The organism is Sphingomonas sp. OK281 (assembly GCF_900115295.1).
Lineage (GTDB): Bacteria > Pseudomonadota > Alphaproteobacteria > Sphingomonadales > Sphingomonadaceae > Sphingomonas.
On record NZ_FOVZ01000005.1, the window covers coordinates 1 to 20,903 of the forward strand.

The following is a 20,903-nucleotide window of genomic DNA, read 5'->3' on the forward strand; positions in this document are numbered from 1 at the left end:
ACTTTGATGGGATCTCGGCGCGGGGTGGAGCAGCCCGGTAGCTCGTCAGGCTCATAACCTGAAGGTCACAGGTTCAAATCCTGTCCCCGCAACCAACTTCCCACATACCCACAACCGCCCAGGACATCCTGTGGCGGATTTTTTATGCCTTTTTTCTGCGACTTGGCGCGTCTCAGGGTCGTCGCGAGCGTGCCAGCGAGTGTCGCTGAATGCCACTACGTCGATTTGCTTTTGGGGGTATTTTCGGGGGTATGATGCCGGCCTCGGCAGGAGATACCCCCATGGCTCTCAAGGACCTCGAAGCTCGCTACGCCACCAAACGCGACAAGGACTACAAACTCGCCGACGGTGAAGGGCTCTACCTTCTCGTTCGGCCCAACGGCTCCAAGCTCTGGCGCTTCAAATACCGTTTCGCCGGCAAAGAGAAGCTGCTGTCGTTCGGGCAGTACCCCGGCGTCGGGCTTGCCGATGCGCGGCTGCGCCGCGCCGAAGCCAAGGTCGCATTGGGGCAGGGGCTGGACCCAGGGGCCAGGGATAAGCCAACCGCCGTCACAACCTTCGAGGAGGCTGCCCGCACGTGGCATGCCAACCGGCTAGCCTCGCTGGACGTGGGCCACGCCTCGCGGCTTCTGACCCGGCTGGAGCGGGACGCCTTTCCTGCCTTCGGCAAGGTTGACCTGCGCAGCGTTACCAGCGCTGATGTGTTGGCGATGGTACGCAGCGTCGAGGCACGCGGTGCGCTCGACGTCAGTCGCCGTCTCAAGCAGCATGTCAGTCAGGTCTATCGCTTCGCAATCCCGCAAGGGTGGGCCGACAGGGATCCGGCCGAGCATCTGAGCGACCTGCTCAAGCCCAAACCTCGGACGCGCCATATGGCCAGAGTGGGCATGGACGAGCTGCCGCAGCTCGTTCGCGCGATTGACCGCTATGATGGTGATGAGACGCCCAAGCGGCGCGCGGTCACCCGCGGGGCGTTGTTGTTCACGCTGCTCACCTGGGCGCGAACGAACGAAACGCGGCTGGCGACGTGGGATGAGTTCGAGGGGCTTGATACGCCCGATCCGATCTGGAGGGTGCCTGCTGCGCGCATGAAGATGGAGCGCGAGCATATCGTACCGCTTGCACCGGCGGTCGTGGCGCTGCTGGCCGACCTGCGGAAGATCAGCGCAGGGACTTATGTCTTTGCCGGCGACAAGCTCGGCAAGCCCATCTCGCAGAACACCATGATCTACGGCTGCTACCGGATGGGCTATCGTGGCCGCCAGACTGTCCACGGGTTTCGTGGAATCGCGTCGACATGGGCCAACGAGACCGAATGCTACCGCCCCGACTGGATCGAGATGGCGCTTGCCCATGTCGAGCGCGACGACGTCCGCGGGGCCTATAACAGCGCGCTGTACCTCACCCCACGTAGGCGGATGCTTCAGGCCTGGACGGTCACCGTCATGGGGATGATCGACGCCGTGTCCGACCAAGACGCAGCTTCAATCCCTGCAACGATCAATCCCGAAAGCGTGGTCGTGGCGTGAACGTATTTGAATGCGGACCGTCCGCATTTCTGGTGGAAATCGGTCCGGCTGCTTTCGGGCGGCGATCATCGTAAACAGCCGTTCAGTCAGGTAGCGCGGCAGGGGGCCGACGAACCATTTTCCGGTGGATTATGGCCGGCCACTTTCGGGTCTGCGTTCGCCGTACACTGCCCATTGTTCATGTTCCCGGCAGGGAGCGTGATCCGAACGCAGTGGTGAATTGTAGCTTGTCCGCCTTTCAACGTTCAGTTGAGGTATCCACGGTGAGGATCGCGTTGGTCCCACCTTCTGACGAGAAATACCTGCTGCGGCGTGGGCATCCGGTTGTGCCTCGTCGAGGATATAGGCGCTCTTTCCGAGTTCGGTCCGGCTGACCCGCTTGAATCCGAATTCATCAAAATCTCCGACCAGTCAAAATCCATGGTCAGGCGTCCGCAGATGCTGCCCAACATAAGGAATCGTCCGCGACGGTCCCGCCGGCCGCGGGAGCGGACTCGTATCCTGCGTCCGGTCGTGGGTTGACTGCGAGCTCGAATAGTCCGGCAACAGACGGCAGCTGCCCTTCCGCAGTCATCCCGGATAAAAATTCGTCACCCTGGTCCGGACTGGACCGACGGTATGACAAATTGCCGGATCGCGGTCCGTTTGCAGCGAAGCTGATCCGATCCTGCAGATATTCGAGTAGCGCATGACCTAGACCGACGGGAACGGCATTGCCGATCTGGCTGCCTGCAGCCATCAGCCCACCGGTAAAGCTGAAGGCGTCAGGAAAAGTCTGAATTCTCGCGGCCTGCCGGAGTGTGATACCGTGATTTTCCACAGGATGAACAAAGCGACCTTTAGACGGGTTGATGCAGGCCGTGGTCATCGTGGGCGCGGGCCTTGCCGGATCAATCCGACCGTAGACGTCGTTGTGCCCGTCATGGTCCCGGTGACAGTCAAGCACGCGCCCCGACTGGTGCCGGCTTCCGCCGTTCGCTGGAGTGCGGGCGAATGCAGCTACCAGATCGGCGCTGTGATTCATGTGCAGATCGTTCAGATCACCTGCAGCAGCAGGCAGGAAGGCGGCGCTGCAGTCCCGCCAGGGTAGGAGACCATCTACCCCGCCCGGACCGTGCGTTGACGGCGGTGGCCAGACAAAATCATCATCTGCGGCATCCGGAAGTACGCCAAGGATAAAAACACGACGGCGGCGCTGCGGAACGCCGTGGTCACGGGCGTCGAGCACCACAGGGGCCAGCATCCGGTATCCGGCCGCCTTTCCCTCGTCGTAGAAACGCGCGAGCGCCCCGCGATGCCGAGGCCAAAGCATCCCCGGCACATTCTCCATCAGGAAAGCGCGTGGCGAGAAGGCTCTTACGAAGTCGAAATAGGTGTGAATGAGATCGTTTCGCTGATCAGCCACCCCTGCATCATTCAGGCGATGACTCGAAAAGCCTTGGCAGGGAGGACCGCCCAGCATTAGGTGAACCGGACCGCGCCTACGGAGCGTTTGCCGTGCGAGAAGAAACGGATCCAGCGTACGGATATCCGCCTCGATCAGTCGCGTCGGCCTCCGGCCCCTGACAAGATTCTGACGATAAGTTGCCGCAGCGTGGCGATCATGTTCGATTGCGAGCGACACCTCGAAACCTGCATGTTGGGCGGCTAGTGAAAATCCACCAGCCCCGGCAAACAGGTCCACGCACCTCAGTGCTGGATGATCACACGTTCCAATCGTACTACCCCCTTCAGTCGTCGCGGTCCTGAAATCAGACTCCCGACAATACGGGAGAGCCAACCAGCTTGTCGAGCGTCATGAAGGGTTGCCGGGACCACGACCTCGTTCAACGGAATAGTAACGGGTAGATGCGACGCCTTTTGTAAACCGAGGCTGGTCAAAAGCTTCGGGCTTGACATACCAGACTTGGCTGACCGGCAACGCCGCTGACACAATCGCCGCCGCTGTTGCCTGCATCTTGTTGCCGGTAAGGCCTATTTCGTAGTCGAGACCGCCGTGGACAAACCAGCCCTCATGCTGACGCGCAAGAATCGCGACAAGTTCGGCGAGATTGCTCGCATCCGCAGACTCGATGATCCCGCCCGGCGTATCCTCTAGCGCCACGCGGGCGGCGATGCCGCCAACCCGTGCGCGCGAAGTCTCTGCGGCATCGGTGATGATCTGGACAGCGTCATATTCCCGTGCCGCGGCAAGATGTAGCAGCCGTTCGTGGCGCGGAGACGCAAAAGCCGAAAGTGCGCGCAGTCGCGTCCCATCGGTTTCCGCCACTAGAAGCGGGACCGACTGATATGGCCCGCTCTCGCCGGTGAGCACGTTCCGCAATTCCGTTAGAAGAAGGTGATGGTCCGAGGCGCTATAGGCTTCGAGGACAACACGAAGCTCTTCCTCCAGGGGGTAGTACTCCTTGGCACCCGTGTAGGCGACGATCAGCTCATCCGGTGCCCATAGGCCCGCGCGGACTGCGCCAAACAAGGCCGGCTTTGCCAGACCGGTTACATCCACCAGCGTGCGTCCGCGCGGTACGGGACCAGCGCCCTGCACAAAATCCGCGTAGGTCACTTCCTCGAGGACAATACCACGGTCGCTGATCATCGTTCGCATCTCGTCACCATGACCCGGATTGTCATAGGCAATGGCGATGATGCGCGACGGCCGGGTCATCTCGAGGGTTCGACGGAGTGACTCCGGCGTCCTGTCCTCGAATCCCAGACCTGTTACCATATCGTCCACCGTGATACCGGCGAGCTCGGCCGCGCCGATCTCCCTGACGGATGGCGCCAGCGGAACGATCGTGCACAGCGCGGTTCCGGGGCGCGCTGCTGGGGGCTCCTGAAGGCCGTCTAGCAAATCCATCTGAGTGGGAATGGCGGCAACCGCCCTCGGCGCTGTCTCGAACGGCCTCGGATCCTCATCTGCATTCGGCTGTTCGCCGTCGACCTCTGGCCCGGCGGTAGATAGGTTGCGCAGCAGCACCTCCTTTCCAGCCTGCGGCTCTCCGAGCCATCGCTCAAGATCCTCGCCAGAGAGCTCGAACCTGTCCCGGTCTGAAAGTCCGATGAAGTTGGCAAGACCATAGAGCTTACGGAATGTCAGCTTGAACTGCTGCACCGGGTCGGAATCGTGCGTCTTAGTGCGGGCGGTACCGCCCGTGAAAACAAACACACCGGCGTCGACCAGTTCGCGCAGGCGGCTCATCTGTTCCTGCACCTTGCCGCCGGTCACACGGACATACAGTGAGGTGTACTGGCGGATTCGGCCGGTCGGTTTCCCCCTGCCAGATTCCATCAGCAGCTGGTGCGAAGCCTCGGCAAACTGCAGCGCGACCAGTTTGAGATCACTTCCTCGACGGTCGAGGCTGTAGAGATGGCGGGCGCAGAAGTCCTGAAAAACCTCATGCTGTCGCTCCGGCTGAACCGGGAGCGTGTTCCTGCTCCCGGTGAGGATTTCTTGGTAGATCTGGATCACGGCGCCAATGTCCCCGACACATACGCCGGCTAGGGCACGAAGGCCGTGGTAAAGGCGTTTGCGCTCGCGCGACCGGGTCTGCGTCTCGGCGATTGTCCGGGCGATGGATTCGAGGTCAGTGTCTCCGAGCACATCCGCCGAACTCTGCCCTGGATGACCCGGGAAGAGCTGCGCCCGGGCGTCGAGGATCCGGGTCACAAACATTTTACCGCTGCGGTCCTTGAGCCTCGTCTGCACCTCCGCGCCAAGATCGAATGTTGTGAAGTCGCGGCCTGCAGCGGCCGGATGGACCTGCCCCGGCGATTTGAGGCTCAGAAAGATCGTCTGTGCCTCTGACGTGAGCTTGAAGGCACAGTGCGCATGCTGGAAAAGCAGCGCGGACAGCAGGTCCTCGATGCGATCGGGATCCAGATAGCGGGTTGATACGTCGTCCAGAAGAAACAGGATCTGCGAGTTATTCCAGATCGGAGTTGCCCGCCGGATCGCCTCTGCGAGTAGCGGAAACGCTGTGTTCGGATTTGTCGCGAGCCTCAGCCCGGAGTCACTCCGGCTGACTTTGATGAGCAGGTCGCTCAGGCACCGTTCGAGCTGCTCAACTGTTGCCGGCTGCGACAGCGAGGGCCTTGGCGCAAGGGACTCCGAGACGGCGTGGAGGAGGCTCGCTCCCGCATCCAGTGCCAGTGCGTCGCTCTCAAGATCCCGGAGATGTGCCATGGCGCGGGCAGCTTGCGCCGCGTAGGCCACCAGTAGCCTTGCAAAGAGCTCCTCTGTCGACGGCCTGTCGGCCCTTGGGTCGACCGGTATCAGTCGCTGCGCGGACACGAAGAGGCCGACGTAGCCATCCTCCGTCACCCGGGTCAACGCGTCGACATCCTCCTCCTTAGGAAGAACGGCAGCGCGCGCATGGAATTGCAGCGAGTGCAGTAGCATCGTCTTGCCGCATCCCCTCATCCCCGTCATCACAAGCGGGCCGGGAGAGCTGACCTTCTTCAGCCATGCTCCGTCGGGATCGACAATCAGCTGCGGAACATACCAAGCGTTGAGGGTCTGAGCATTATACGATTCCGCAAAGGTTCGCAGGATCGTCTGGTTGCGCCATGGACGCCACGCCTCCGCGGTGCGATGATATTGCTCCCGGATCTCCGCGATGACATCGGCAGCCGACGGTGTGCGCTGGTGGACCGTGGCGGCCGCCAGCCCTTGGGCGATTCCGTGAAGCTTGAGGCCGATCCGTTTGTCGAGATCGGGCGCTGCGTCCCCGCGGGCCAGCAGACGGTCAGCCATCGCGTTGATGTGCCGGCCAATCCAGTGCAGGTCGCCGGTATATCCGTCGCCGGAGCGCCGGTCGCCGGCGGCCGATCCCAGATCGATTGCAACAGCTCTGATTGCTGGCTCTATCGCGTCGGCGCGGCGCCGGCCGGGAGGCAGCGATTCGACAATGATGTTTGATGCGTGAAGGTCGTTATGATTGACTAGCTTGTTCTCAAATTCTTCCTTCATACGGAAAAGATCACAGGCAATCTGCGCTGCCTCCGCCGCCGTCAGCGGCCTGGCCCCCGAGAGATACTTGCTGAGCGTATCTCCATCGGCAAACTGCAGCACCGCGACATGGCACGGCAGGGACAGGCCGGCGAAGTCGATAACGGCGTCGAAAATGTCATCGACGGCGACAACATGGTCTGCGCCGTCAGCTACTGCGGCGTGGCGTTCAGCCTCGGCAGAAAAGTCCTTCCCGAACTTCGTGTACATCGCGGCAGGTGAGACCTTGAGCACCCTGAGCGCCCGGTTGAGTCCGGTTCTCGGTTTCGCGATGAATGTCGCTGCGTAAAAGCCCCGGCCAAGAGACTGCACTACATCGAAATTCCCAATTTCGGTCGGCGAGGAAACCAGTGGAAAATCATATTGCCTGCCGCAGTCCGGACAGGCGGCATCGATGCGTTTAATGTCCTGGTTGTAGTCGGGACAGGTGAAGCAGCAGAATTTCCCAATCTCAGACACCAATCACCTCCACCACGGCAGTATTCGCGAGCTCGCCGACTGATCCTATCTGGCGGACGCTGATTGCATCTTCAACGTCGCGGATCAGTTTGTCCCTCAAGGCATCCTCGCAGCGGACAGTAATGAGCGGCTGGCCCTGATCCACCTTAGAACCGGGGCGGGCGGCCAAAATCAGGCCAGCGGAGTCGTCAAAGGCTCCTGCAGTGTCGGGTCGACGGGCGGCCATGATTGCCTGCCGCAGCGCCCCAGGGTTGTACTCCACTATTCCCCCGGCGCTAGCCGTTACGGTCGAGCGATGCCCGGACAACACAGTTCTAGCCCGGCGCTTGAGGAAATTCACGTCGCCGCCCTGTGCTGAGATGTTGTCGATGATCGTTTGGACCACCGCCAAGCGGGATGCGCGCGTTCTACCCACAAGCATTTCGCACCAGCGTTCGCAGTCGTTCACGTGTTGGCTCAGCCAGTTGCATTCCGCACCATCGAGCAGCAGCGAGAGCGCTAAGAGCGCCTCGCCGCGGCCGAGGTATGGTTGCTGGAGGTGCTGGCCATCTGTCACGAAGCACACGCCGCGCAAACCGAGCAGGCCTGCCACGCGACAGTATCGTTCCGCATTTTCCACAGCCGCACGGTGATCGGTGCCAAAGTTGCCGTGGGGGCCGACGCGTACCTCAAGTCCGGCATTGATTGTGCCGGTCGCGAGCTTTTTCGACAGCAGGCTGGCGATGGCCAGTGACGGGATATGCTGGGCGCCATTTTGTTGCCGGTAGGCGAACATTGCCGCATCCATTGGAGCGAATCTGGTGCCGGCCAAGAGGTGAACGTAGCCGCACCGATCAAGCACCTTCTCCGCAGCTCGCTCGTCAAGGTCGCACCGGTAGCCCTCGATCTGCATGAGGACATCGATTCCGCCAGCCGGCCGGCCGGGCACGCCAAGTTTGGCCACCGACGAACCCGTTGCGACCAGTGCTGCTGGCCCCCAGATTGTCGAGATCGAGCCCGGTCCGCCGGTAGAAGCCAGATCCGCGCTCCGGTCACGTGATTCAAGTCGGGCACCCGATTCCGCGAGCGTTTGCGCCAGTCGGGTAACCCCGTCGTCCGTCAGCGTTCCCGTCCGGGCATGGTGGATCCAGCTATCAAACGACGATGAACTGAACCTGTCCTCGCTCGACACCATACCGCATTGCTCCGCTGGACCATGTCAGAACCGCACGTTAGCGTTCGCCCTCAATCAGCGAAGCGGAATCGATGCGGCTTGACGATCTCTATAAAATGACTGCGTTCATCTATCAGGACGCAAACCTGACGCGAAGCAAGGAGGCGACCTTCCTTCACTTTGTTGAGGTCTGCGGGATGCTGACACAGCTCGATCGCAAGAAAAAGCGGGTGAAGGTCGATCCGGCTTCGGCGATCTGCAAGGCGCTCGGCTGGTACTTTCCCCTCCTGGCCAAGATGGGGGTAGGAAGCGTTGAGGAACTGCTGTTCCTGAAATACCCCGATGCGTGCCCGTACTGCCGTCAGAAGCCGCACAATGATGGCCAGTGCAAGCTCGTGAAGGGGGCGGAAAAGACCGTGTCCCACGCCGAGGTGTTGGAGCTTGTGGAGCGCAACAGGAGCCGGATGCCGGCATCGCTCGACGAATGGCGATTGATGTTTGCCTCCATCTATCCCCGTTCGCTCAATGCGCAGCCCGGATTCAGTTCAGTGGCACTGTTCGAGGAACTCGGTGAGCTGGCGGAAGCGATCCGAGTGTTCGATCGCTATCCTCATTATTTCTACGGAGAGGCCGCGGACGTCTTCTCCTACATCATGGGGGTCGCAAACGAGTATGTGCTGACTCTTGAGGACGAGGAGACGTTTGATCTCGATGCCGAGTTCCTGTCCCGCTATCCCGGCCTTTGTATCAACTGTGGTTCGCGAACCTGCATGTGCCCGTCAGTTCCGGCGGCCACCGTCGGGCGCATGGCAAAGGAAATGCGGATTGGTACGAATGACCGCCGCATAATCGACTATGACGCCTTCTCGTCCGATGGCGAGGCCGTTGCCAAACGTGTCTTCGACGGAGCCGGGTTCGACGCGAGGATCGCCCGCAGGTTGCCATTTGATCGCGGCGACCTCAATGTCGCGCTGACCCAGCTGTCTTTTCGTCTGGCAAATGCGCTCGATGGTACCAACAGCGAGCTTGCTGGTCAGCTGCGTGGGCAGGCCACGGGGATTGGACGGGCCGAACGCGGCACCGCGTCCCGCGAGGATGGTGCCATGCAGGTCATGGCACTGTTGCAGCAGGCCTGGGGCGCGCTCGACACCGGCGTGAAACAGCAAATCCGTAACGAGGGGGGAACTTCGGGCGATATTTCGCACCTGCTCGAGAAGCGAATCCTTGTCGTTACCGCAAATCCGGAACGGGAGTCGAAACCGGCCCTCAGGATTGACCGCGAGATCCGGGCTATCCGCGAGGCATTCAAGCAGTCGCCCGGAAGCGTCCACATTGAGCCGTTAATGGCAGCGACTATTGATGATTTTCGTCGAGCATTGTCCAGCCAGCGTTTCGATATTGTCCACTTCGCAGGTCATGCCGACCTTGAGGGGATATCCTTGCTCGACGAGGTCGGGAACGAAGTTGTTATGACCTACCACTCACTCGGCGAGCTTATCGGGCGGCAGAAGACGATTCAGTGTGTCCTGCTGAATGCCTGCCACACGATGGAAGGCATTTCGGACCCGTTCGCACCAGTCATTGTCGGCATGATGGACGAGACTGACGACGACGAGGCGATCGCGTTTGCCACCGGCTTTTATGATGCGGTGGCGGCGGGCAGGTCGGCTGATGAGGCCTATGATGAAGGAATACTTAGTGTCCGGACGAAGGATCTTAATCCCCATCTCATTTCCCGCCTGCGCCGGAAGTAGCAAGACGCGTCGCGAGAAGGTTTTTGCTGCCTGAAGGCAGCAGAAACCTTAAGCCACGGGCCGCACAGCGGGCTGCTACTGATCGTTCGCTACGCGCCCGGGCCGTAGGACCCGGTCACCGCTCGTCGCGATCGATACACCAGACCCGAAGGATGGCTGGCCGAACCCGGAACCGGCTTTTACTGCGTGGAGGTGCAACCGTCCGCATCACGATACAGCCATGTCGGCTGTGGCCAACGTGGAATCTGCAAGCCACCATTCCGCAATTGCCCCGACTTCCTTCCTCTTCGACTCCGTTCGGGCATATGCTGGATGTCGGCTTCTAACGAGAGCGCCGCCGTTCGACCTGTTACTCGGAAAGATAGGCAGAAATGTCCGAATCCTAGCCGGCTCGTGCGGCCGATAACGTCGCTCACTTGAGATGAACCAATGAACGAGATTGGGGAGGTGAAAGCAGGCCGCGATCGGCCGAGATTTGGTCGAGGCGCCACCACGCATAGCGTACATGATGACGGAAAGGCCACCTCGCAGGCGTTCGTGCTTATTTTGGGCATTGGTTGCTGAAGCTAATCCCGCAAACTACCGTTTGCTCTGACGCTCGTTCATGCGAGGCAGTGACGATTGTCACTTGTTCAGGTTTGAGCGTAATACGCACGGCCGGCTAAGGCACTCAAACGCAGGCGATGAAGTTGGAGGATAAATTTGACCGAAGCTAGTGCTCGGCGCTCAGCGCCCGGATGATGTTCCTCGTCAAGCCTGAGATGCTTCTGCCGGAAGGCGAATCCGTTTCGATACTCGTCGGTCCGAACGGCTCCGGAAAAAGCTCGTATCTTCGCGACATAGCGACAATGCACCGTTACGATCGGAGCGTTACGGTAGTCTGCAACACGCCGCACGACCGCTTTGAAGGAGTGAAGCGGGTTAAGCGGATGTCCCTCGGTCGGCTGAACGGTTCACCGAAAGCGGTTGTCAAGGACGCGATCGCCCAGTCGCTAGACGCCGACAACTCGCAGTTCCACTTCATCAGCGCCATCCTGGAGCAGTGCGGGTACACACCTCGCTTCGGCTTCCGTCTTAAGCCCGCGAAGCGGTACGGGAGGCCGGTGGACGAGGTGCTTCTCGACGCAAGCTTCGGATCTCCCAATCGCGGGCTTCGCCGAGCCGATCCCGACGACATGGAGAAGGCCGTCCACTTCCTGACGCGGTTCGATCCTTCAGAGACGCTTTGGATCGACACGACTGGCTCGCTTTACGAGTTTAGCCGGGCGCGGGAGTTCGCCGCGGTTCTTCGTTGCGAGCGCGCGCTTCGCTCGGAAAGAATGCTCACCGGGATCGAGGTCTACCTAGAGCGGTATGACGATGGCGAGCAGATCGAACTCCAGCACGCGAGCTCTGGGCAGCTCTCGCTCATCTCGACGCTCCTCTTCATCATCGCGTCCGCGGGCAAAAATCCGGTGATCGTCATTGATGAGCCCGAGAACAGTCTGCATCCAAGTTGGCAGCGCGACTATGTCGGAAAGCTGATGGATGCGCTAACCTACCGCAACGCCACGGTCTTAATCGCAACACATGCGCCCATGGTCGTCACCGGCGCGCTGGCAAGCAATCAGAAGCTGGTCAACGTCTATGAGGTCCTGAAGGGTCTGCCGAGACTGTTGGACATCGATCCGGAGGGTAGCCCAGCAAGCGGGATCGAGGAGGTGCTTTGGCGCGCCTTCGACATCGTGACGCCGGCCAACCACTTCGTCAGCGAAAGTATCGTCGCCGCGATGACGGAATTCGAGGAGGGCAGAAGTTCGAAATCGGACTTTCTGGCGCTCGTCGACGACCTGGATGCGCAGAGCTTCGACGATCGCCAGAAGCGGTTCTTCGGCGCCGTGAGGGATCTCGCTGATAAGGTCGAGGCAGCTCACGACGAAGCGGACGCGAGCGATGCCTGATCCTTACGAGCCCGGGCTCAACACCTTCGAGTTCACGCAACAGGAGCAGGCTGTCATCGAGCAAGCCATGGCAACGGCCAAGCCTTGGGATTGGAAGCCCAAGGGCGAGCTGGGCGAGGCGTTCAAGGCGATAAAGAACAGGATTCGTGAGTTCCACTTGGTTCGTCATAATCACCGGTGCTGCTACTGCCGGCGGGATCTGAAGGGCGGCGGTCACTTCATGATCGATCGGGAGCACGTGCTGCCGAAGTCGATCGAGGCGTTCAAGCTGCTCGCCTTCACAAAGTGGAACCTCGGCGCGTCGTGCAAGCGGTGCAATATGGAGTACAAGGGTAGTAAGATCGATTTTGTCGTGACAACAGACGACGCGGACGTGCTACAGGACGGTGCCAACTACCGTTTCATTCATCCTAACTTCGATCGCTACAAGGATCACATCTCCCGGGTGGCATCGGAGGATGACGACATCGTCGTTGTGCGGTTCACGAAGAAGGAAGGCAGCGAGAAGGGCGCCTTCACCTACGACTACTTCAATCTCGCCGGGCTCGAACGGGAAATCCTTGACGAGGCGCAGGGCGCACCGATCGTCAAGGAACCGAGCGAAGCCGGCTACAAGGTCAGGCAGCTCGCCGACAGCCTTAGCCAGTAACATTGTGTTGATGGCTGCCGAACATGAATGAGCGGCCGGTTTAAGGAAGTCGTGAAGGCAGCCCGAACGTCGCATTCTGGGTCGTCGCTGGTGCGGCGGGTGTCGACCAACAAAAGCCGTTCGTGAAGCGAGTTGCGAATGGCAGCTTCGGACGGAACCCGTCATTCGACGAGGCCAAAACGATCGGCGGTCGCCTGTCCTTGCAACCGAGCGCGTCCGGTAACCGGTCTTGAACACCATCGTTCCTGAGGTCACTCGGCACCAGCATCAAGCCGACTGGCGAGGGGCCATTGCCAACGGGCAGCTCTCGGGCACCTCTGTGCGGATAGCTGACGTACATGAGCCTTTCCTGCACGTTGTTTTTCGAACCGGTTGATGAACGTTGGCCCGCAGCAAGGACCGGCTCTGGCCGGCCCGTATGCCGATGTTCGGAAAACGGCCGTTTTCTGTACAGCCGCCTGCTGCTTGGTTTATCGTCGAATGGGGGATTCCCTGAGCCGCTCCGCCCTTGCCTATACAGTATTACTGTATATGTTGAGTTCCGGAATACGGAGGCATTATGTCGGCACCGGATATGAAAGCGGTGGTTCAACGCTTTAACGAGCAGGTCATCGCTGGCGGCGATCGAGCCGCCTTTGATACGTTAATGGCGCCGGGCTTCGTGAACCGTTCGGCGCCGCCTGGCGCTCCCACCGGTCCCGAAGCCATGTGGAACACCTTCGAGAACGTTCTGCGCCCGGCGCTGGCCGGGCTGACAGTCACGATCCACGATCAGGTCGGCGAGGGCGAAAAGGTGACTACGCGCAAAACCATCTCGGGAACCCATGTCGGTGCGCTTCTCGGCGTCGCAGCGACGGGCAAGCCGGTCAGCATCGAGGTGATCGATATCGTACGGGTGGAAGATGGCCGCTACGCGGAACACTGGGGTATCAACAACCTTGCAACGGTCCTGGCCGGCTTGAAGTAGGCTTGAGCTTGGCGGGAGAGCACTCGTGACGGCCGAAGCAGCAAGCCTATTGGCGCGCGATCTCCGACGCAGCATCGGTTCCTTTGTGCGGGCAATCCGGCAAGATGCGGGTACGACGAGGTCCGCGCAGTCGGAAGCGCTTGACCTCCTTGATCGCTTGGGCTCGATGAACGTTGCAACGTTGGCCGAGAAGCGCGGCGTCACGCACCAGACGATGCGCTTGGTCGTGGCACAACTGGATGTAGCCGCTCTGGTGCGGCAGGATGCCGACCCTGCCGATCGCCGTAGCCGCTTGGTGTCGATCTCTCCCGCCGGGCTAGATGCACTCGCGAGTGAACGGGATAAGCGTGCATCCCGGATCGAAGATGCGATCCGGACGGAGTTGTCGTCTACTGAGCAGAGCCTCCTCCGGGCCGCAATTCCGCTGATTGATCGGCTGGCTCTTGCTGCCTGATCATTCACGGGCAGTTTCTGGCGATGCTGCGACGGCTATGCCACCAGCGCTGAACCGTTCAACAAACGGTCGTTTCACGCACAGCCCGGCAATAGAGGACGAAAATGGACGCCAGCATGGAAGCCCGCCTTCACCCTAACGTGCAAGCGCGCGAGATTGAAGGCATTTCCAGCGAGACGATTCTAGGGCCTGAGAGACGCAAGAAAGGCAATGCATGATTGAGCAGTTCGAGTTATCTTTTGATCGTCACGCGGCACAAGACCTTCATCGACGTCTCGACGCTGTACGGTGGAATGACGCCGTAACAGAAGATTGGAGCCAAGGAACTCAAAGCAGCTTTCTCACAGGGCTGGTCGATTATTGGCGAAACGACTATATTTGGCAGGAACGCTGTAATTCGCTCGGCCGGCTTCCCCATCGTCGCGCAATGATTGATGGGTATGGCATACACTTCCTGCATTTCCGCAGCGAGAGCCACACGCCCATGCCGATGCTCCTGATGAACGGCTGGCCCTCGAGCTTTGTCGAATATCAGCGTCTTGTCCCCCTGCTCCTCAGCGGTAGCCCCTCGTTCGACATCGTAATCCCAACTCACCCCGGCTTCGGCTACTCGGACAAGCCTGTCCGGCCCTATCAGATTGAACCTGCCGACCTCTATCCAAAGCTGATGACCGCGCTTGGGTATGACCGCTTTATCGCGGCGGGTACGGATATCGGATCCGGCGTGGCAACGCGGATCGCGCTCTCCTATCCTGATCGCGTCCTTGCTTTGCACGTGTCTGCGGTCGCGCCAAAGCCCCATCGGGCAAGTGATAGACCGGCAACTGACGCCGAGGCGACGTATGTCCGTCGCGCTGCGGCCTGGGGCAAGGACGAGGGCGGCTATCAGGCGATCCAAAGCTCGAAGCCGCAGACGCTCGCGTTCGGCCTTGCAGACTCTCCGATAGGCATGGCGAGCTGGATTGTAGAGAAATTCCACGGCTGGACCGACTGTGGCGGAGATCTGCTCTCCGTGTGGCCTATGGAGACGCTCATCGACAACTTGATGATTTATTGGATGACCAACACCATCGGATCGTCAATCCGATACTATTATGAGGGATCGCGGCTTCGTCCTCCGCTTTTAGCCGATGACTATGTACGCGTACCGACGTCGGTGACGATGTGGCCGTACGATCTCGCTCTTGCACCGCGCGAACTTGCCGAGCGGCTTTACAACGTGCAGCGCTACACCGTCATGTGCAAGGGAGGGCATTTTCCGGCTTGGGAAGCTCCCGATCTATACGCGAACGATCTACGACAAACGGCCAGTAGCGTCGCCGTACGGTGACTGCGATCAAATCATCGCGTCAATTACTTATCACGTTTTGAATATAGCCCACTCCGTCGATCTCGAGCCGGATAGTGTCGCCACGCTGCAACCAGTGCCCATTCTCTAATCCAGACCCGTTGGGCCAAGTTCCAGTTGCGTAGAATTCGCCAGGATAAAGTGTTTCCGATTGCGAGATATGGGCGATGGCCTGTCCGAGAGTGAATTGCATTCCGTCCGAGGAGCATTGCGCCACGACTTGTTCATTGATGATGACGCGGCCTTCCAACCGGTCTATATTTTGGAGGATTTCATCGGCGGATACCACGATGGATGATACTGCGCTGCAAAAGCTTTTAGATTTCTGCGGACCGAAGCCGCTTTGCATCTCTGGACGCTGCACGTCGCGAGCAGTGAAATCGTTGAAGACTACAAAGCCACCGATGGCTGCCAGCCCCGCCTCCGGAGTTGCGTCGCGCAGAGGTCGTTTGAGAAAGAAGCCTAGCTCTAGCTCGTAGTCCAATGCATCTGTGTAAGTGGGCCACACGATCGACGCACCGTTGCCGACGAAGGCCAGATGATTACCCATGTAGTAGATTGGCTCTTTGAACCACAACGGTGGAGGACGAAGCGGCGGGAAGGTCTTTCCGGTCGCAGCCTCGAAATATCGTGCGATCCGGGCGACACCGGGCCGATATCGCTTTATATAACCACGACCGGCTTGAACGAAGTGCCGTTCGAACAACATGAAGTCGCGATATGATTTAGGCTGAAGCGCGAGAGGCTCACCTTCCCAAGCCGGTGTGTCAGGCGAGTTGTTCTCCAGCATTTCTATTAACTCGGATTCCTCGATCCGGTGGCTCTCTTCAACAGGCACCCATGCGCCGTGTACTTCGACACAGAGAGCTCTCGGCTGCCTGGTGTTAGCCCATTTCAGCTTCATATCTTTCGCGCTCCACCCATAGCGACCGAAGAAGGTACCCCTGAAAAAGTTTGTAGCGAAAGGGGCGCAATGACTGCGACGTGTGCCCGACGATATCTCAGTAGTCGCGCACTCGAATTATGAGCCCGTGTGAACCGTGCCAGCCCCATCACTCGCGAAGGCGAGAAGAAGCGCGCTGAGCCGAGCCGGCTGTTCCTGCTGGATCCAGTGACCTGCGCCATCGACGAACTGAATACCGGCCATTTTCGTAGTCGCTTTTGTTTGCATCAGATCGAGCGCGCCCGGTGACACGTAGGGGCCCCAGTCGCTCTTGCCGCCAACAAAGAGCAATGGGACATCGATCGTCTTACCCGAAAAAAGGCGCAGCTCGGCATTCAGGTTAGGATCGGTATAGACACGGTAAGTTTGCAAACCGCCTTGGAAACCGGTTCGCCCATACTCCTCCGCATAGACGCCAAGTTCAGGCTCGGTGAGCCATTGGCAGGCCGCTATCGCAGGGGCAGATGGCTGGAACGGATCAACGTTCTCAGGCATCGTCTTGCCGCTTTGCATAACATAATAACTGGGCAGCTGGGCGAAATCTTCGGCGCTCGGCAGTTTTAAGGGATGCGGTTTGTTGCCGGACCAATCGGCGCTTTTTACATAAAAAAACGTTCGAAGAAATGTCTGCAACCCATGCGGGGAATGTAACAGATCGTAGTTCGCTTCGCGCGTGCTCAGATACTGTTGGTAGATCGCTCGTGGTGGATCGAGTTCAGCAAGCGCTGCAGACAGCTTCTGCTGACTGGTGCTGAATTGTATTGGGGGCGCGCTGTTATCCGCTGTATCAAAAGGAAATTCAGGCGGGCCGGGGAACGGCGCGCTCATCAAGACGACGGAGGGGAACACGTCTGGCCGGGTTAGCGCACAATACGCCGCAACGGGCGAGCCGAAGTCATGCCCAACTAGAATGGCCGTTCGCTTATACCCCAACGCGAAAACAAGTCCAAGGGCATCCCGGGTCACATTTAAAAGGCTAAAGGGCCCTAGCGGTGCGTCGTAATCATTTACCCAACCGGTGGTTCGGCCAAAGCCCCGCTGATCGGGTGCCACGACATGATAGCCGGCCTCGGCTAGAAGGGGCATCAGGTGTCGCCAGCCATAGGCCAAGTCAGGAAAGCCGTGCAGCAATAACGCGAGTTGTCTGCCAGAGCCCTCGAACCCGGCCTCAAGGATATGCATATCAAGGCCGTTGACGCCACGAATCATACGCGAGCGAATGCCTGCGGGGAGCGTTCCGTTGCCGTATGGTAATGCGGTCACGTCAGGTCCTTCCTTGAATGTTGCCTGTGCCAGCACTTTGCTGGCCAGAGATCGTGAGCACCGTGGCGAGACGATAAGCCTAAACGGTATGTCGAGGAGCGTCTGTTGACTCCTGAGACGTACCTTGAGGCATTTTGATCAGGGCGACCTTGCGTCGCTTCGTCCAGAAGAAGATCGCCGTTACGAGCAGCACAATCGGCAAGCCCGCGCCAGACTCATCCACGAAGTAAGCCGTGATGTGACCGCGTGGTGCTGTAAGCGGCGCGAAATAGCCTTGGTTGAAAAGGTTGATGCTGGCATGCGCGATCGCCCCGGTCCAAAGACTTCCTGACTTCAGGCGGATCCATGCCATGATTACGGACAGGCTCAGAACCTCGATTACGAAGCAAGGTGTAGAGAACCACCAAGGTGTAGCGCTGTCGTAGTTCGAGAAAAAAATGATTGGAAAGTGCCATACGGCCCAGATGGCACCGGTTAGCAACGCGCCTTGCGTGAAGCCAAGCCGACGGCACAGGACTGGTGCCAGAAAACCGCGCCAACCAAGTTCTTCGCCCAATGCAGAGGCGATCCCCCTGATTTCTCCCGTTGTGGCGAGAAGTAGAAACCAGCCCGACACAACGGTCCACTGACCAGCATTTGGCCAAGCAAGAGAGGTCCTAATGGATGATACGCCCACCGGGTTTGGAAAGCTGCCTAGGCCGAGAACGCATATCAGCCCGTAGACCACGACGCATACGGCCAACGGCCACGTATACGACAGCAACTGCCATCGCTTCTCTCCCCACTTCCAGCCTAGTCCCGCGACAGATCGTTGGCGCAACCAGCAGGTAAAAAGTGCTGCTGCACCTGGCCCCCACATGATGCCGACAGAATAGGCGCCACGACCGCCAGCGCTATCGCCCGTTGCGATCGCCAGAGCCCAAAACGGGGTCGTTAAGACACACGTCAGAATCAGAAATAGGGCTATGCTGCGATTATCGCCTGGCAAACTGAACTGCTTCATTGCTGGCCACATGCCTCCATTATTAAGTCTGCAATCTCGCGGGGATGCGAAATCAGAGACAGATGGCCCGCCTTTATCTCTATCGTCCTCGCGCGCATCCGCTTCGCCATGTATCGCTCAAGATCGGGATCTATTGTTCGATCCTCGGTCGATACTGCGTAGAAGCTGGGCTTCGAACGCCAGGCAGCCTGCGTTGTTCGGCCTGTCAAAAGCGCTTTATGAAAGGGCTGCTGAACGGCGTAGAGCGCTCGAGCTCTGGTCGTTGGCAAATCGCTGGCGAAATCGCGCAGGAATGCGTCTTCGGACAGCCGCCCTTCATCGCCATCGAACACGATTCCGGCCGAGGCGGGCGGCGCAGGAAATCTTTTGGCGAGAGCTGCATAGTCCTCGCCCGCATCTGGTGCACGCGCTGAAACATAGACCAGCGCCGACACTACGGGATCGACGCCGGCCTCAGACACGATCATCCCCGAAAAGGAATGCCCAACGAGGACGGTGGGCCCGTCTTGACGGGCCAGCACCGTGCGCGTCTCTGCAACCGCGTCGGCCAGTGTTGTAAGGGGATTCTGCACCGAGACTACGTTGAGGTGCGCGGCTTGAAGAAGTGGGATCACATCCGACCAGCTCGATCCGTCCGCAAACAGGCCGTGGACGAGCACGACGTTGCGCGCTGCCCGAAGTGGTGCAGCGCGAGCGATCGCTGGCGCGAGCATGCTTGCCACACCCCAAACGGCCAAAGCACTAACGGATCGCCGACTGATTGGGGCGAGACCGTCAAAAGAATAGGGCATATATTTCGTCATTCAAATGACCGTCCAGCACGATTGTTGTTTTCTAAATAATCTAACGGCAGTCTATTCCTGCCGTAAAGGCGCTTACTCTACTACCTTTACGAACCCCCGAGTTTGCAGATTGATGAATGTAATCGTCGCCGACAGGTTGAGCTGGGCCGAGGGAATCAGGTCGTCTTTGAGGTAATGTTGCGCCCGGGCCGACTGCCCGCACACCACAAGTTCGACGCCCGCGGATGCCAATTCCTTAAGCAAATCCAGGTTGGGATTTCGAATGCTGCCCGTTCGATGTCGATAGGTCTCATCTCGCGTAACAAGGACGATGGATTGTCCGTGGAAAACAGCGGTCGCCTGAATATGATCCGCAGGTACGCCGTATTTGCGGAACGTATTCAGCAGGCCGCCAATCGATTGAAGGGCCGGGCTAACATCATCTGAGCTGTCGGCCATCGTCTGTACATCGAACACCATTCGGTACTGAAGAGCGGGATCCGGCTTCTCATGGGCGTCCGGTATATCCTTCATGACGCCGACCGACGGCACGGCAGGCAACCCACTCGGTTGCGCGCGAGCCCCTGGTGCTACCACGATCAACGGCAAGAGAAAGAAGAATAGGGCCAAGCGGTGAGGTTGCGAACTGCTTTTATTGAGCATCGGGGTATTTCCGCTGAGAGGTCATTATAAGTGCAGTGCAGGATACTTGCTTAACACCGCGCGCCCGCCTACTCGCGTCTCTCTTACAAGTATCACTGATTGCTCGAAATAACGCGAAGAACGGTCAATCAAGGAACTTTGGAAATATCGGCATCCCGGCGAAATCTTCCGGCGAATGCTGGATCACCACACGAGCATGGGTGTTTACCTGAAGCCTGGTGAACCGATCCATAGATGCGATCGTGTTGGGGCGATCGTTGATCCGTAGAACCAAACCCTTCTGATAGTTCAGGCGCGTGTGATACAGATCCCCAGTGATCAGTACGACGCCGGCCTTGGGGAGCTTGACCATCAGAGAATGATGGCCGGGTGTATGGCCAGGTGTCTTGAGCGTCACGACCGAGCCGTCCCCGAAGACGTCGTAATCGCCATCCGCGGGGATGATGTTGGCCTGGTCGAGCGGTGCGATTTGCGCAGTGTCTACACCGAACGGCGTGGGCTTGCTGCGCGCTGCGGCTAATTCGATCGCGGGGATGATGAAGGTGGCATTTGGAAACAAGCCGAGATTTCCCGCATGATCGAAATGGATGTGCGACAGGCCCACATAGTGAATGTCGTCCGGTTTAAGCCCGAGCTGCGCGAGCTGCGAGACGAGCGTCCGTCGGACCGTAAAGTGGCCGCCAAACTTCTCCACGCCATTCGGCAAGGCGGCAAGTTGATCGCCGAGCCCGGTGTCCCACAGCATCCAATCACGGCCGTGCTGGATTAGATAGCAGGGAGTTGGGAGAGCCAGTGGCTTGCCATCATACTCGCCGGTATCCGAAAAGACGGCAGCATTCTTGAATTCGGTCAGACCGCAATCGAGGGTGTAAATCTTCATCGCGGGCGGGGATGCCGCTTCACCGGTTGTTTGTGCGCGTGACGGCACCACCCCGCCGAAAGCGAGCCCGATCGCTAGAGCCATCGCCGTCAGCTTGAAGTGCTTCATCGC

At 59.3% G+C, this 20,903-nt stretch carries 16 protein-coding genes and 1 tRNA gene; 8 read left to right on the forward strand and 9 right to left on the reverse strand.

Features of this window, described 5'->3' with window-relative positions; genetic code table 11:
- The first annotated feature begins 18 nt into the window (after positions 1–18).
- Together BM244_RS16725 and BM244_RS16730 are read left to right on the forward strand one after the other, a co-directional pair.
- Positions 19–95 (forward strand) — tRNA-Met (locus BM244_RS16725).
- Positions 96–281: 186 nt separating this feature from the next.
- Entirely contained in the window at positions 282–1,529 is a 1,248-nt protein-coding gene (locus tag BM244_RS16730) for a tyrosine-type recombinase/integrase (RefSeq protein WP_093400087.1), read from the forward strand.
- Positions 1,530–1,953: 424 nt separating this feature from the next.
- Here the strand turns inward: BM244_RS16730 and BM244_RS16735 are convergent, their stop codons facing one another.
- From BM244_RS16735 to BM244_RS16745, 3 genes are all read right to left on the reverse strand, one after another.
- Entirely contained in the window at positions 1,954–3,213 is a 1,260-nt protein-coding gene (locus tag BM244_RS16735; protein ID WP_217649140.1) for a DNA cytosine methyltransferase, read from the reverse strand.
- A gap of 111 nt (positions 3,214–3,324) precedes the next feature.
- A complete protein-coding gene (locus BM244_RS16740) occupies positions 3,325–6,996 on the reverse strand; it encodes an ORC-CDC6 family AAA ATPase (protein ID WP_139226957.1) in 3,672 nt (1,223 codons plus the stop codon).
- Positions 6,986–8,167 (reverse strand): hypothetical protein, encoded by a 1,182-nt coding sequence (locus tag BM244_RS16745; protein ID WP_139226958.1) that lies wholly within the window; start codon positions 8,165–8,167, stop codon positions 6,986–6,988. The genes BM244_RS16740 and BM244_RS16745 overlap by 11 nt, the downstream gene beginning before the upstream one ends.
- 95 nt (positions 8,168–8,262) lie before the next feature.
- Between BM244_RS16745 and BM244_RS16750 the strand changes: the two genes are divergently transcribed.
- The 6 genes from BM244_RS16750 to BM244_RS16775 all read left to right on the forward strand — a co-directional run bounded on the left by BM244_RS16750 (position 8,263) and on the right by BM244_RS16775 (position 15,240).
- Positions 8,263–9,900 carry a CHAT domain-containing protein gene (locus BM244_RS16750; RefSeq protein ID WP_175518262.1) on the forward strand — a complete coding sequence of 546 codons (1,638 nt, stop codon included), beginning with the start codon at positions 8,263–8,265 and terminating at the stop codon, positions 9,898–9,900.
- Positions 9,901–10,640: 740 nt separating this feature from the next.
- Positions 10,641–11,840, forward strand: coding sequence for an ATP-binding protein (locus BM244_RS16755; protein WP_217649141.1), 1,200 nt, complete (start codon positions 10,641–10,643; stop codon positions 11,838–11,840).
- Positions 11,833–12,489, forward strand: a complete 657-nt coding sequence (locus tag BM244_RS16760; RefSeq protein WP_093400091.1) for an HNH endonuclease — start codon at positions 11,833–11,835, stop codon at positions 12,487–12,489. Before BM244_RS16755 ends, BM244_RS16760 begins: the two co-directional genes overlap by 8 nt.
- 559 nt (positions 12,490–13,048) lie before the next feature.
- Complete coding sequence (locus BM244_RS16765; protein WP_093400092.1) at positions 13,049–13,456, forward strand: ester cyclase; 408 nt, start codon at positions 13,049–13,051, stop codon at positions 13,454–13,456.
- A gap of 25 nt (positions 13,457–13,481) precedes the next feature.
- Positions 13,482–13,910 (forward strand): helix-turn-helix domain-containing protein, encoded by a 429-nt coding sequence (locus tag BM244_RS16770; protein ID WP_093400093.1) that lies wholly within the window; start codon positions 13,482–13,484, stop codon positions 13,908–13,910.
- A gap of 214 nt (positions 13,911–14,124) precedes the next feature.
- Positions 14,125–15,240 carry an epoxide hydrolase family protein gene (locus BM244_RS16775; RefSeq protein WP_093400094.1) on the forward strand — a complete coding sequence of 372 codons (1,116 nt, stop codon included), beginning with the start codon at positions 14,125–14,127 and terminating at the stop codon, positions 15,238–15,240.
- Positions 15,241–15,259: 19 nt separating this feature from the next.
- On the opposite strand, the gene BM244_RS16780 is transcribed toward BM244_RS16775, so the two are convergent.
- The 6 genes from BM244_RS16780 to BM244_RS16805 all read right to left on the reverse strand — a co-directional run bounded on the left by BM244_RS16780 (position 15,260) and on the right by BM244_RS16805 (position 20,900).
- On the reverse strand, positions 15,260–16,162 hold the full coding sequence (locus tag BM244_RS16780; protein WP_093400095.1) for a fumarylacetoacetate hydrolase family protein: 903 nt from the start codon (positions 16,160–16,162) through the stop codon (positions 15,260–15,262).
- Between the two features lie 117 nt (positions 16,163–16,279).
- Positions 16,280–17,500 (reverse strand): alpha/beta fold hydrolase, encoded by a 1,221-nt coding sequence (locus BM244_RS16785; RefSeq protein ID WP_217649142.1) that lies wholly within the window; start codon positions 17,498–17,500, stop codon positions 16,280–16,282.
- A 43-nt stretch (positions 17,501–17,543) separates the two neighbouring features.
- Entirely contained in the window at positions 17,544–18,467 is a 924-nt protein-coding gene (locus BM244_RS16790; RefSeq protein WP_175518263.1) for a CPBP family intramembrane glutamic endopeptidase, read from the reverse strand.
- Positions 18,464–19,270: an alpha/beta fold hydrolase gene (locus BM244_RS16795; RefSeq protein ID WP_254784514.1), complete on the reverse strand. Its 807-nt coding sequence runs from the start codon at positions 19,268–19,270 to the stop codon at positions 18,464–18,466. Before BM244_RS16795 ends, BM244_RS16790 begins: the two co-directional genes overlap by 4 nt.
- A gap of 72 nt (positions 19,271–19,342) precedes the next feature.
- On the reverse strand, positions 19,343–19,912 hold the full coding sequence (locus tag BM244_RS16800; protein WP_093400098.1) for a DsrE family protein: 570 nt from the start codon (positions 19,910–19,912) through the stop codon (positions 19,343–19,345).
- Between the two features lie 124 nt (positions 19,913–20,036).
- Positions 20,037–20,900 (reverse strand): N-acyl homoserine lactonase family protein, encoded by an 864-nt coding sequence (locus BM244_RS16805; RefSeq protein ID WP_093400099.1) that lies wholly within the window; start codon positions 20,898–20,900, stop codon positions 20,037–20,039.
- Positions 20,901–20,903 lie beyond the last annotated feature (3 nt).